The organism is Microbacterium sp. TPU 3598, assembly GCF_002356155.1.
Lineage (GTDB): Bacteria > Actinomycetota > Actinomycetes > Actinomycetales > Microbacteriaceae > Microbacterium > Microbacterium maritypicum_A.
Genome location: NZ_AP017975.1, coordinates 550,431 through 563,119 on the forward strand (window position 1 = coordinate 550,431; position 12,689 = coordinate 563,119).

13 protein-coding genes are annotated in these 12,689 nt (G+C 68.3%); 6 read left to right on the top strand and 7 right to left on the bottom strand.

The genetic code is table 11. The features are described 5' to 3' along the window. The first annotated feature begins 75 nt into the window (after positions 1 to 75). Positions 76 to 390: a hypothetical protein gene (locus MST3598_RS02530; protein WP_021199192.1), complete on the top strand. Its 315-nt coding sequence runs from the start codon at positions 76 to 78 to the stop codon at positions 388 to 390. Positions 391 to 515: 125 nt separating this feature from the next. Here the strand turns inward: MST3598_RS02530 and MST3598_RS02535 are convergent, their stop codons facing one another. Then, positions 516 to 1,121 carry a hypothetical protein gene (locus MST3598_RS02535; RefSeq protein ID WP_021199191.1) on the bottom strand — a complete coding sequence of 202 codons (606 nt, stop codon included), beginning with the start codon at positions 1,119 to 1,121 and terminating at the stop codon, positions 516 to 518. Between the two features lie 86 nt (positions 1,122 to 1,207). Here MST3598_RS02535 and purM point away from each other — a divergent pair, with 86 nt between their 5' ends. From purM to MST3598_RS02550, 3 genes are read left to right on the top strand one after another with little or no spacing between them, the layout of a single operon-like run. Beyond that, entirely contained in the window at positions 1,208 to 2,338 is a 1,131-nt protein-coding gene (gene purM, locus MST3598_RS02540) for a phosphoribosylformylglycinamidine cyclo-ligase (RefSeq protein WP_029259549.1), read from the top strand. A 6-nt stretch (positions 2,339 to 2,344) separates the two neighbouring features. Further along, a complete protein-coding gene (gene purF / locus MST3598_RS02545; RefSeq protein ID WP_021199189.1) occupies positions 2,345 to 3,817 on the top strand; it encodes an amidophosphoribosyltransferase in 1,473 nt (490 codons plus the stop codon). Beyond that, positions 3,814 to 5,142, top strand: coding sequence for an MFS transporter (locus MST3598_RS02550; protein WP_021199188.1), 1,329 nt, complete (start codon positions 3,814 to 3,816; stop codon positions 5,140 to 5,142). The genes purF and MST3598_RS02550 overlap by 4 nt, the downstream gene beginning before the upstream one ends. A 26-nt stretch (positions 5,143 to 5,168) precedes the next feature. On the opposite strand, the gene MST3598_RS02555 is transcribed toward MST3598_RS02550, so the two are convergent. The 3 genes from MST3598_RS02555 to MST3598_RS02565 form a co-directional block, all read right to left on the bottom strand. Beyond that, positions 5,169 to 5,693, bottom strand: coding sequence for a COG4315 family predicted lipoprotein (locus MST3598_RS02555; RefSeq protein ID WP_029259548.1), 525 nt, complete (start codon positions 5,691 to 5,693; stop codon positions 5,169 to 5,171). A 65-nt stretch (positions 5,694 to 5,758) separates the two neighbouring features. Then, entirely contained in the window at positions 5,759 to 6,448 is a 690-nt protein-coding gene (locus tag MST3598_RS02560) for an anti-sigma factor family protein (protein WP_021199186.1), read from the bottom strand. Continuing rightward, entirely contained in the window at positions 6,445 to 6,951 is a 507-nt protein-coding gene (locus MST3598_RS02565; protein ID WP_021199185.1) for a sigma-70 family RNA polymerase sigma factor, read from the bottom strand. The genes MST3598_RS02560 and MST3598_RS02565 overlap by 4 nt, the downstream gene beginning before the upstream one ends. 70 nt (positions 6,952 to 7,021) lie before the next feature. Here MST3598_RS02565 and MST3598_RS02570 point away from each other — a divergent pair, with 70 nt between their 5' ends. Further along, positions 7,022 to 7,492, top strand: coding sequence for a DUF2231 domain-containing protein (locus MST3598_RS02570; protein ID WP_442922160.1), 471 nt, complete (start codon positions 7,022 to 7,024; stop codon positions 7,490 to 7,492). Here the strand turns inward: MST3598_RS02570 and MST3598_RS02575 are convergent. The 3 genes from MST3598_RS02575 to MST3598_RS02585 all read right to left on the bottom strand — a co-directional run bounded on the left by MST3598_RS02575 (position 7,452) and on the right by MST3598_RS02585 (position 10,531). Beyond that, positions 7,452 to 8,954: a PH domain-containing protein gene (locus tag MST3598_RS02575; RefSeq protein WP_029259546.1), complete on the bottom strand. Its 1,503-nt coding sequence runs from the start codon at positions 8,952 to 8,954 to the stop codon at positions 7,452 to 7,454. The two genes, MST3598_RS02570 and MST3598_RS02575, sit on opposite strands and share 41 nt — an antisense overlap. A 16-nt stretch (positions 8,955 to 8,970) precedes the next feature. Continuing rightward, the gene (locus MST3598_RS02580; RefSeq protein WP_029259545.1) at positions 8,971 to 9,423 is read right to left on the bottom strand and encodes a PH domain-containing protein; all 453 of its coding nucleotides are present in this window, start codon (positions 9,421 to 9,423) and stop codon (positions 8,971 to 8,973) included. Positions 9,424 to 9,499: 76 nt separating this feature from the next. Continuing rightward, positions 9,500 to 10,531 carry a LacI family DNA-binding transcriptional regulator gene (locus MST3598_RS02585; protein WP_021199181.1) on the bottom strand — a complete coding sequence of 344 codons (1,032 nt, stop codon included), beginning with the start codon at positions 10,529 to 10,531 and terminating at the stop codon, positions 9,500 to 9,502. Positions 10,532 to 10,625: 94 nt separating this feature from the next. On the opposite strand from MST3598_RS02585, the gene MST3598_RS02590 reads away from it, so the two are divergent. Next, positions 10,626 to 12,491, top strand: coding sequence for a glycoside hydrolase family 35 protein (locus tag MST3598_RS02590; protein WP_029259544.1), 1,866 nt, complete (start codon positions 10,626 to 10,628; stop codon positions 12,489 to 12,491). Positions 12,492 to 12,689: the final 198 nt, after the last annotated feature.

Below are 12,689 nucleotides of genomic sequence, written 5' to 3' on the forward strand. Positions count from 1 at the left end.
AGCGGACGCGGGGAGGGCCGTTCTTCCGCGATGCCCCGGGTACGCGACACGCGTCTGCGGTGGGACAATGGATGCATGGCCCCCACCGATTCCCACCAGACCGTCGAAGCGACCGTGCGCCGTGTGCCGCGGTACGGCGTGCTCATGGGCATCGGCGTCGTGGTCGGCGTGATCGCCGCCGGCATCCTCACCTGGACCGGCAGCTTCGACGAGTCGCAGGCCCTCGACGTCGTCTACCCGCCCGGTCAGGTGTTCGGCTTCCTGCTGCTGTGGACGGTGCCGATCGGCATCGCGCTCGGCGGCGTCACCGGTCTGATCCTGGAGCGCATCGCCCGCCGTCACGACCGCGTCGTCCGGGTCGACCGCGAAACCGTCGTCGACGAGGACTGACCCCTTCACCTGCCGCCGAGTGCACGGCGTACCGCCGAGTGCACGGCTTCTTCGCGCAGCTATCCCGTGCACTCGCAAGCAATCCGTGCACTCGCGGGGACGGTGGATCCCGGAAGCTGCGGGGGCTAGGCCAGCTCGGCGATCACCGGACGGATCGCGGCGTCGAACGCCACGACGTCGCGGCGCAGACCGTCGGTCACCGCGACCGTGAGCGCCCCGATCCACCAGATGCCGCGCTGCGAGAACGGCAGCACCTGCACGTTGAGCTCGAACGAGTGCGCGCGTCGGCCGACTTCGCGCTCGAACTCCGCGATCGCACTCGCATAGGCGCGGTATGCGTCGCCTCCGGTGTGGCTCTTCATCGAACTCACGTAGCGGTCGTGCGCGGCGCGCGCGTAGAGCAGAGCCGACGTCGCCTGCGGGGCGATGGCCGCTGTGAGCTCCTCCGCACCGTGGGCGGGCAGGGCGACCAGGGTGTCGAACCCGTCGATGAGCTCGAGTGGCACGTCGGAAGGATGCGCGCGCGGCTCGACCGTCATGTCCCAGTAGTCGCGCCACTGGGCCTCGATCGTGGGGGAGGCGTCGACGGCATCCGGCGCGCGGACGGCGAGTTCGCGGAGGCTCGGCAGGTCCTCCGGAACCCGGATGCCGAGGCGCTGCCGCAGCGCGAGCGCGACGAGCACGGGTACGCTCGCGTCTTCGCGGATGAGCCACTGCGGCTTGTCGGCCATGGCCCCATCGTAGGCGGCTCGGGGCTCCGGATCCGAGGTCCGACTTCGCGGAGAGTCGGACCGGCCGTGGGCGGTAGGCTGGAGACGTGGCTGCCTCCCCCACCAATCCCTATTCCGAAGCCGGCGTCGACACCGCTGCAGGTGATCTCGCCGTCGAGCTGATGAAGTCTTCCGTGCGCGCGACGCACGGTCCCGAAGTGCTCGGCGGTGTCGGCGGTTTCGCCGGCCTGTTCGATGCCAGCGCGCTGCGCGACTTCCGTCGCCCGCTGCTCGCGACCAGCACCGACGGCGTCGGCACGAAGGTCGCGATCGCGCAGGCGATCGACAAGCACGACACGATCGGGCAGGACCTGGTCGGCATGGTCGTCGACGACATCGTCGTGGTGGGCGCCAAGCCGCTCTTCATGACCGACTACATCGCGTGCGGCAAGGTCGTCCCGGAGCGGATCGCCGACATCGTCCGCGGCATCGCCCAGGCATGCTCGGCCACCGGCACCGCGCTGGTCGGCGGAGAGACCGCGGAGCACCCGGGCCTGCTCGGCCCCCGCGACTACGACGTGGCGGGAGCGGCGACCGGAGTGGTCGAGGCCGATGCGATCCTCGGTGCGGAACTCGTGCAGGACGGCGACGCGGTGATCGCGGTCGCCTCCAGCGGACTGCACTCCAATGGCTACTCCCTGGTTCGTCACATCGTGACCCGCGCGGGCATCGGCTACGGTGACAACGCCGCCGACTTCGGCACGACCTGGGGTGAAGCGCTCCTCGAGCCGACCCGCCTCTACACGCTTCCCCTGCTGCGCCTGATCGAGCAGCTCGGCGGCTCCACGGGCACCGGCGGCGTGCACGCCCTCAGCCACGTCACCGGCGGAGGCATCGCGGCGAACCTCGCGCGCGTGCTCCCGCAGGGCAGTTGGGTCGAGGTCGACCGCAGCAGCTGGTCGCCGAGCCCGGTCTTCCGCGTGCTCAGCGATATCGCCGGGTCCACGCTGGAGTCGGCGGAGGGCACCTGGAACCTCGGCATCGGCTTCCTCGCCGTGGTCGCCGCGGAGAAGAAGGATGCCGCGATCGCGGCGCTGAACGCCGAGGGCATGCCCTCGTGGCAGGTCGGGACCGTCGGCTTCGGGCCGCGTCCGGCCGGCGAGTTCGAACAGGGCGCCAAGGGCGTCGACGGTGGAGCAGTGCGCCTGGTCGGCGCCTACGCGGACGGAGCGAAGTAAGAGCCCATGTGCGGCATCGTCGGAATGGTGGGCTCTGCCCCGGTCAATCAGGACATCTACGACGCACTCCTGCTGCTGCAGCACCGCGGCCAGGATGCGACGGGAATCGCCACCGCCGAGGCGAACGGCGTGATGCACAACGCCAAGGCGCAGGGAATGGTCCGCGAGGCGTTCCGCACCCGCGACATGCGAGCCCTGCTCGGCAACGTGGGTCTCGGCCACGTGCGCTACGCCACCAAGGGCACGGCCTCGAACGAAGAGGAGATGCAGCCGTTCTACGTGAACGCACCGTACGGCATCATCCTCATCCACAACGGGAACCTCACCAACACGCGTGAGCTCACGGCCGACATGGCCAAGCGCGATCGCCGCCACCTCAACTCCTCCAGCGACACCGAGCTGCTGCTCAACGTGCTCGCCGGCGAGCTGCAGAACACGACCTCGACCGTCGACCTCGACCCCGAGCGGGTGTTCGAGGCCGTGGCGCGCACGCACGAGCGCATCGAAGGCGCCTACGCCGTGATCGCCGTCATCGCCGGCTACGGACTGCTCGCCTTCCGTGACCCTTTCGGCATCCGTCCGCTGATCCTGGGTCGTCGTCCCTCGACCGTCCCCGGCGCCGAGGGCAAGGACGAGTGGGTCGTCGCGAGCGAGTCGCTCGTGCTCGAGAACGGCGACTACGACGTCGTGCGCGAGGTCGAGCCGGGCGAGGCGATCTTCATCACCAACGACGGAGAGCTGTTCTCGAAGCAGTGCGCCACGGCCGCCACTCTCGCACCGTGCGCCTTCGAGTACGTCTACCTCGCCCGTCCCGACTCCGTCATGAACGGCATCTCGGTGTACGAGTCGCGTCTGCGCATGGGCGACCGGCTCGCCGACACGATCGCCAAGCACGTGCCGATGGACAAGATCGACGTGGTCATGCCGATCCCCGACTCGTCGCGCCCTGCGGCGATGGAGGTCGCCCGCAAGCTCGGCATCGAGTACCGCGAGGGCTTCTACAAGAACCGCTACGTCGGCCGCACCTTCATCATGCCGGGACAGGCGGTGCGCAAGAAGAGCGTGCGCCAGAAGCTCAACGCCATGTCGACCGAGTTCCAGGGCAAGAACGTGCTCCTGATCGACGACTCGATCGTGCGGGGCACCACCTCCAAGGAGATCATCCAGATGGCGCGCGATGCCGGCGCCGCCTCGGTGACCTTCGCTTCTGCTGCGCCTCCCGTGCGGCACCCGCACGTGTACGGCATCAACATGCCGTCGCGCCACGAGCTCATCGCGCACGGGCGCACGATCCCCGAGATCGCCGAGGAGCTCGGGTGCGATCACCTGGTCTACCAGGAGGTCGAAGACCTCAAGGCCGCGATCATCGAGGGCTCGGCGCTCACCGATCTCGACATGAGCTGCTTCGACGGCCGGTACGTGACCGGCACCGTCTCGGATGAATACCTGGCCTGGGTGGAGGGGTCACAGACCTCATGACGATGCCGAGTGCGCGACCGCTCTGGCAGGGTCGGGCTCTCGCACTCGTGGGGATCGTCCTGGTGGCGTTCTCGCTGCGCTCGGCGGTCGCCTCCCTGTCTCCGGTCATCGACCACGTCGCCGAGGACTTCCCGGTCTCGCCGGTCGTCGTCGGCCTCATCGGTGCCGCACCGCCGGTCTGCTTCGCGATCTTCGGTCTGCTCACGCCGCTGTTCGAGCGTCGATTCGGCCTGGAGCGGATGGCGGTCGCCGCGATCACGCTCATGGCTCTGGGCCTGCTGCTGCGCGGCCTCGCGTTCGATTCGACGACTCTGCTCGCGGCCACCGCGGTCGTGTTCGCGGGCGTCGGCTCGGGCAACGTGCTCCTCCCGCCGCTGGTGAAGAAGTACTTCCCGGATCGGCTCGGGGTGATGATGACCATCTACTCGACCACGATGGCGGTGTCGACGTTCCTGCCTCCGCTGGTCGCCGTGCCGGTGGCCGACTCTCTCGGCTGGCGGGTGTCGCTGGGGATGTGGGGCATCGTCGCGGGTATCGCGCTGGTGCCCTGGGTGGCACTGCTGCTGAAGAACGGCTCGCGGGCGGTCGAGCCGGTGAATCGCGATCCGGTGAAGAACGAGCTCCTGGCCCCCGACCCGACCGACGGCGTCGACGACGTGCAGGATGCGGTGGCCGTCGCGACCGGTCCGATCTCGACCACCCCGGCGAACCGCCGGTACTTCGCCCGGCTGTGGCGGCTTCCGCTCGCCTGGGCGCTCGCGATCGTCTTCGGGGCGTCGTCGACCATGGCGTACGTCTCGTTCGCATGGATGCCGACCATGCTCGTGGACATCGGTGACGTCACTCCGGCGACCGCGGGCTTCCTGCTCTCCCTCTTCGCGCTGATCGGTCTCCCGTGCTCGCTGCTCGTGCCGATCCTCGTCGTGCGCTTCCAGGCGACGCGCCCGCTCTTCTTCGTCGCGGTCGGCGGAGGGCTGGTGGGGCTCGCCGGCTTCCTGTTCGCGCCGACCGTGGCCCTGCCGCTGTGGGTGAGCATCTTCGGCCTCACAGCCATCATGTTCCCTCTGAGTCTGGTGCTGCTCAGCATCCGCGCCCGCACTCCGGAGAGCGCAGTGGCGCTGAGCGGCTTCGTGCAGAGCATCGGCTACGCCATCGCGGCGACTTTCCCCCTGCTGGTCGGACTGCTGCACGAGACGACCGCGGGCTGGCGGATTCCGCTGCTCGTCATCGCGGGTGTGCTGATCGTCGCGATCCCCGCCGGCATCGTCGCGGGGCGGCGGCGCACCGTCGAGGACGAGTGGGAGCACCGGCACGGTCGCTGGTGACACCGTGGGCCGGCGCCTGCGCGACGTCACTCGGCCATGCGTTCCCCGGCGGGGGAGAGCACCCACCAGATGCCGCCGACGCCCTGACCGTTGACGTCTCCTGCGGCGGCATCACCGGCGAAGTAGTAAAGCGGCCAGCCGTTGAGGGTCACCTGAGTGGAGCCGTCGGCCGTGGTGATGGTGCCGACTTCGCCGGTCACGCCTTCGACGGCCGGCGCGTCGCTCTCGACGGTCAGCGGCGGCCAGTTCGTCAGGCACTCGCCGGTGCACGAGCCCTTCCCCGAGCCCTGCGTGTCGTTGTCGAACATGTAGAGCGTCTTCCCGTCGGCGTCGACGACGATCTCGCCGAGATCCGAGTCCGCGGTCATCAGAGTGCCTGAGCCGGACGACGATCCCGAGGTGGGGGCGCTCGATCCGGAGGACTGGCCGTAGGCGCCGCCCGTGTCCTGCGCCCCACCGCCGGAGCTTCCGCCGGTCGACGTGCAGCCGGCGACGACGAACGTCATGAGCAGCGCGGCGACGGCCGCGGTCTTCGAGACTCTCGAGAGCATGGTGAACCTCCTGTGCAGGACCGCGGGTGCGGTCATGGGGTACACGAGAGGCGACGGGGAAAGGTTCAGGGTCCGTCGAGCGCCGATCGCATCAGCACGGTTCCGGAGTCGACGGCACGGATCTCGACGGCGGCGATGTCGGACGCCGGGAGTTCGGTGCCGGCGCTCAGGCGCGCCGTGGTTCCGGGGTGCGCGCGCCAGGTCGACAGCACGCTCTCGGTGCCGTCGTCGCTCACCACCACCAGCGCGTAGGCCCATCCATCCGCGGGCGCGTCGCCTTCGCTGCCATAGTCGCAGATCATGTCGAGTCGGGTTCCCCAGGCGACATCGGTGAGGCTGACGGATGCGGTCAGCGGCGCGTCTCGAAGCTGCTCGAGCGCGATCGTGGTCGACGGTGGACGCAGAGTAGAGATCACGGGCACCGCCACGGTGGCCACCACGATCGCGGCGGCTGCGGCGATGCCGACGATCCGCGCACGGCGACGGCGTCGGGCGCGCTCGGTGGCCAGGGACAGCACGCGCGCGCGGTGCTCCGGGGCCGGAGTCTCGACACCCGCTGCCTGCAGCAGCGATTCCGCCCGCTCGGGGGGTACCCGGGAGAGCAGGCCGGGGATCGGCGTGATCTCGGCGATGGCCGCGCGGCACTCGGCGCACTGCGAGAGGTGCGCCTCGTATTCGGCGCGATCGGCGGCGCTGAGAGCTCCGAGTACGTAGGCGGCATCCCCGTCGGCATAGCGCCCGTGGTCGGCGTTCATCGCGTCACTCCCTTCTCCTGCAGCCCGAGACGCAGCGCGCGCAGGCCGTAGTGCAGCCTCGACTTCACGGTTCCCTCCGGGATCGTCAGCTCGTCGGAGATCTCCGACACGGTGAGCCCTCGGTAGTACGCGCGGATCACGACCTCGCGATGCGCCTCGGAGAGGGCCGAGAGCGCCTCTTCGATGAGGATCGCATCGAAGATGGCGTCTGTCGCGTCTCGCATGGCGGAGTCCGGGGGTTCATCCGTCGTGATCTCCCGGCGGTGGTGGGCGCTGCGCACCTCGTCCACGACCAGGTGTCGGGCGACCGTGTACATCCAGGATCGTGTCGATTCTGGATCGTCGGCGAGGATCCGCGGAGTGCGCCAGGCGCGCAGCAGCGTCTCCTGGACCACGTCGTCGGCACCCGCTCGATCCCCGGTGAGGTGCACGACATAGCGCCAGATCGGTGCCGCATGCGCGTCGTAGAGCGCGCCGAGACGCGCCGCATCATCCTTCGGCATCCGCCACCTCCTTCGGTCCTCTCCGAAGACACGAGACAGCCGGGCGAGAAGTTCATCTGAACCTCGCGCGATGTCATCCCGTGTCCTGAGTATGGACCTCTTCGAGATCGACGGCCTCCCGCTGCATCCGCTCATCGTCCACGCGGTGGTCATCCTCGTGCCGCTCACGGCGCTGGCACTGATCCTCGGCGCCTTCCTGCCCGCCGCGCGCAAGAGGCTCGGCGTCGTCACACCGATCGCCGCGCTGGTCGTGCTGGTGCTCGTGCCCATCACGATGCTCGCGGGTGAGGCGTTGGCGCAGCAGGTGGGACCGGTGCCGGCCGTCGTCCATCATGCGGCTCTCGGCGGGCTCCTGTGGCCATGGGCGCTGGCGATGTTCGTCGTCGCCGCGGTGCAGTGGTGCTGGTGCCGCTTCACCGAGGGGCCTCGCAGGACAGCGCGCATGATTCTGGCCGCATTGGCCGTGGTGAGCGGCGCAGGGAGCACGGTCATAATCGTGCTCATCGGCGAGGCCGGCGCCCGGGCGGTGTGGGGCGGGTGAGAACAGCTTCTGTCGACGTCGGAGGGGCGGCGGTGACGTCGTCTGTCGTGTCTTCGGTCACGTCGGGAATCCGGCTGTATCGATATGTCCCCACGCTCTTCAGCTGGGTCAGCGCCTGGACCAACGCGCGTAGCTCTCTCAGTGGGACAGCCCTCATCGAGATCTCTCGTGTGCCTCTGTCGGCAACGGTGACCTTCATCGTGTTCGCAGGGAGCCATCGGCCCACGGGGCTGACGACGGATTCGTAGTGAAGGATCGAAGAAGCTCGGAAGAGAAGCCGCCTACGGAACAGGATTCCTCGATGGATCTCCACGACCCCGTCGGGTGAGAGGAAGAACCGGGACGGTGCGCGCACGCTCCACAACGCGATGACGATGATCAGAGCTGTGCCTGCTACCACCGACCACGCCGCTCCGATCAACGACTGGACGATGATGATCGCCCCGATCCAGATCGCACCGATGGCGATCACGCCGAAGAGCCTCGACCGCGCGATGAGTGTGCCCTGCCGATGATTCGGGAAGACACTCTGAATCGCTGAAGTCGCTTCTCGGGCCGTGGCATGAGGAGACAAGAAGTTCTGTGGGTCTCCCTCACCCGATCCGCCCGACACGCGCACGATGCTGCGATGAGCCAGACGAAACAGAACGGGCTGCTGCAGATCGAGCAGGGTGATGTCAGCGCAATCGATCGTGCGCGTCCTGGTCGACAGCAGTCCCTGTCGGGTCTCGATCAGTTCCGCCGTCCGCCGGATCCGGAAGTTCGACATCTCCACCATCCTGGAGATGACCCCTGTCGCGATCGCCAGCGCACACGTGCCTGCCAGGGCGACCACCATCATCGCGACCGGCAACCGGATCAGTCGTTCCCAGAGAAAGAGGGAAGTCTGAATGATGTCGCGTTCCAAGAACTGCGAGAGCAATCCGATCGCGGCGATGGCGAGGGGGAAGATGACGTACCACCGCGAATGCGTGAAGGCGTACAGCCAGATCTCGGCGCCCGTGAACTCCTCCGTGTCGTCGAAGAAGTCGACATCGCGGGCGCCCGCCTCGCGGGAGCTTTCGATATGGGTGCGGAGTTCTGCGATCGCCGCAGGGGCGAGTGCTCTGAAATGGATGTCGTTCGCCTGCCCCGTACCGTGGGCGACTCGGAGTTCGGATCGCCCGAACAGGCGCAGAAGCCAGGGGGTTTCGACATAGACGCCCCGCACACTCGACCAGGGCACCTGCAGCGAACTCGAGCTGACATAACCTGACCGGTACGTGAGCTCGGATTCGAGGGGCTGATACGTCGTGCTCCGCCACTCGGCAACCGCGAAGACGAGTCGCACGACGAACCCGACGAGCAGGATCAGATACACCACGAGTGGCACGGGCTTGCCGACCAGTGCGCTGATGAGAAGGGAGACGGCGGTGCCGACGATGCCGCCGAGGAGGGCGCGAACACCGACGATCGCGATCATGACGCGGCTGTTCCTTCTAACCATGAGCATCGGGAGCATGGGCCGATCGGACTTCGCGTTGCAGATCGATGAAGGCGTCGTCGGTGACACCGTCGATGTCGACGTACGATCCGGGAACCCGCAATCGGACCTTCACGAGCCCGACGGACCGCATGATCGGTCCCTGGCGCCGCTCGACGATCAGGATCTGCTGCATCGGCAAGAAGTTCTCTCGCTGGAAGACGACGCCCTCCGAGGTATGGATCCCGTCAGAGGAGACGGAGTATCGAAAGCTCCGCACAGCAGCCGGCGTCAGCCAGGTGAGCTCGATGAGCGCGACGACTATGGCGAGTCCGAGGACCGCGAAGACGATGGGGATCCGCATCGCAGGGATGCCGAGCACGAGCCCGACTGCAGCGATGAGGAGTATCGCCCAGAGTATTGCGCTCCGCAGAACGGCGACGACCACGGCCTTCGGTGCCAGTTGCATCAATTCGCTTTCGGTCTCGCGATGAGTTCTGTCTCGCGATGAGGCGGGCGGGAGGGGGTCGCGGATGCGCCTGGCGCTACGCGGAGCGCGGCGGTGCGGTGGACGAGCGCACGATGAGCTGAGGGTCGGTGGAGGGCATCTCGCCGACCGCATCGTGTCCCTCGATCTGAGCGATCACCCGGAGCGCGGCCGCGCGGCCCATCGCCTCGAAGGGTTGGCGGACCGTGGTGAGCGCGGGGGAGGCGTAGGCGGCGAGGGCGATGTCGTCGACGCTCACCACCGAGACGTCGTCGGGAACGCTGCGACCGGCCTCGTGCAGCGCGCGGATCAGTCCGAACGCCATCTCGTCGCTGCTGACGAACACGGCCGTGGCCTCGGGGATGGCCGCGATCGTGCGACCGGCGCGGTAGCCCGACTCGGGCGTCCAGTCGGCGGGGATCAGCGGCGGGGGAACGATTCCGCGGTCGCGGAGCGTCTGTTCCCACGCCTCGCTGCGCTGCTGCGTCTCGGTCCAGTAGTCGTCGCCGGAGACGTGCCAGACGGTCTTGTGCCCGAGATCGAGCAGGTGCTCGACGGCGAGACGCGCGATCGCGCGCTGGTCGACGGCGAGAGGGGCGTCTTCGTCGAGAGAGGTGCGCTCGCTGCGGGTTGCGGGGGTGCGTTCGGTGCGCGCCCGCATGGCCGGACTCTCGAGCTCGACCGGCACCCCGAGGATGATGCCTTCCGCGCCCTGACGCTCCAGCCGGTCGAAGGCCTCCAGGAACGCCTCGGCCGACGCATGGTCGGCGACGGCCGCCGTCGAGACGGTGTATCCGTTCGCCGCAGCCGCCTGCTGGATGCCGACACCGAGGGCCGCTGACGAGTATCGGTCGGTCGAGACGACGATCACACCGAGCACACGGGTGCGGCCGGAGGCGAGGGATGCGGCGGCGGCGTGCACGCGATAGCCGAGCTCTTCGACCGCTGCGAGCACGCGCCTGGCGGTGTCGGGGCGCACGTTGTCCTGCCCGGACATGACGCGCGACACGGTCTGCGTGGAGACTCCGGCGAGCTGGGCGACATCGACCTGGCTGGGGGCGCGGTCGTCTCTCGGGCGACGAGGTGACATGTGCTCAATGGTAGCGATCAATCGGCGTGAATCCAGGAGGCGGCGAGTCGTGTGATGCGATAATGTGAACGCAAACACTCGTGCTTGGAGCGCTATGTCTGACCTTCTCGCCTCGGCTCTCGACGACTCTTCCGTCGCCGTCGACGCCCCGGCCGCCGCGTCGCCGATCGGCGCGCCCACCATGACCTGGCGCGACGGGGAGATTCTCCGCGACGGCGCCGCCCACCGCATCCTGGCGGGCTCGATCCACTACTTCCGCGTCCATCCCGACCAGTGGGAGGACCGCCTCCGTCGACTCGCCGCGATGGGCGCGAACACGGTCGACACGTATGTCGCCTGGAACTTCCATGAGCGCGTCGAGGGGGATGCGCGCTTCGACGGCTGGCGCGACATCGAGCGCTTCATCCGCCTCGCCGGAGACGTCGGACTCGATGTCTTCCTCCGCCCCAGTCCCTACATCTGCGCCGAGTGGTCCAACGGCGGCATCCCGTTCTGGCTGTCGGGGCGGGTCGCGGCGCTGCGCACCAGCGACGCCGGCTTCCTCGCGGCGGTCGATGCGTGGTACGACGCGCTGATCCCCCGCCTCGTTCCGCTGCAGGCGTCGCACGGCGGACCGATCGTCGCGATCCAGATCGAGAACGAGTACGGCTCGTTCGGCAGCGATTCCGCCTACCTCGCACACCTGCGCGATGGGCTCCGTCGCCGCGGGATGGTCGAGATGCTCACGACCGCCGACGGCATCACCGGCGACATGATCGAGCACGGCAGTGTGCCGGGTGCGATGGCGACCTTCACCTTCGGTACCGGCGTCGCGCGGGCGGTCGAGCTGCGTCGCGAGGGCGATGCGCTCATGTGCAGCGAGCTGTGGGGCGGCTGGTTCGACCACTGGGGCGAACGGCACCACGTGCGCTCCGCCGCGAGCACCGGCGGCACGATCGCGGAGTTGCTGGCTGCGGGCGGATCCGTGAGCCTCTACATGGCGCACGGCGGCACGAACTTCGGCCTCTGGAACGGGGCGAACCATGACCAGGTGCTGCAGCCGACGGTCACCAGTTACGACTCGGATGCACCGATCGGCGAAGACGGCACGCTGAACGAGAAGTTCCATGCGCTGCGGTCGATGTTCGCGCCGTTCCATGCGGGTGAGCTCCCTCCGATCCCCGCCGATCCGCAGCGGCAGAGCGCCGCGACCGCACCGCTCGAACCACGGGTTTCGCTGGGGGAGCTGATCGCGACTCTCCCCGTGACCGGCGACGTCTCGCCGCGACCGCGCACGTTCGAAGAGCTCGGTGCTGAAGACGGTCTGGTCGCGTATCAGGCGGACGTGTCTTTTCCCGCCGAGGCCGTGCTCACGATCGACGGACTGCATGACCGTGCCGTGGTGTCCCTCGACGGGCTGCGGCTCGGCGTGCTCGAGCGCGATGGCGATACCTCGCTCTCCCTGCCCGTAGGCGGCGGCGCCGGGCGGCTCACGATCGTGGTCGAGAGTCTCGGGCGCATCAATTACGGTCCGTACACGGGTGAGGGCAAGGGCATCATGCGCGGCGTGATGATCGGCCGCCGGCTCGTCAACGGGTGGACGCATCGCCTCATCCCGCAGGATGCTCCTGCCGTGACCGCGCATTCGGCGACTACCCACTTGGCGACTCCCCGCTCGGCGGCTTCCGGCTTGCCGGCGGACGCCTCCGACGGCCTCGCCGTCGCCTCGTTCGACGTCGCCGAGCCGCTCGATGCCTGGCTGGCGTTCCCCGCGGGATCGAAGGGGATGGTCTGGCTGAACGGGTTCCTCCTGGGGCGGTACTGGAAAGTCGGACCGCAGGAGACGCTCTACGCGCCGGCACCGCTCTGGAAGGTCGGCCGCAACGAGATCGTGGTGCTCGATACCGATGGCCTTGGATCGAAGGTCGAGATCCGTGAGGAGCCCTCCTTCGGAGAGACCGAGGAGTTCATCGGCTCCTGAGCCGGAACGTCAGAAGAGCCGCCTCGCACCGTGTGCGCGGGGCGGCTCTTCTCGTTTGTGGCGGATGACTTTTGGCCAATGTTTGCGCTCGCTTATAACGGAGCCTTGATATACCAGACTCCGTCTGCATATTGTGATAGCGCAAACATCGAGGTGTGTCATCGATGATCATCTGCGACGCATCGGGGCGTCTGTGCT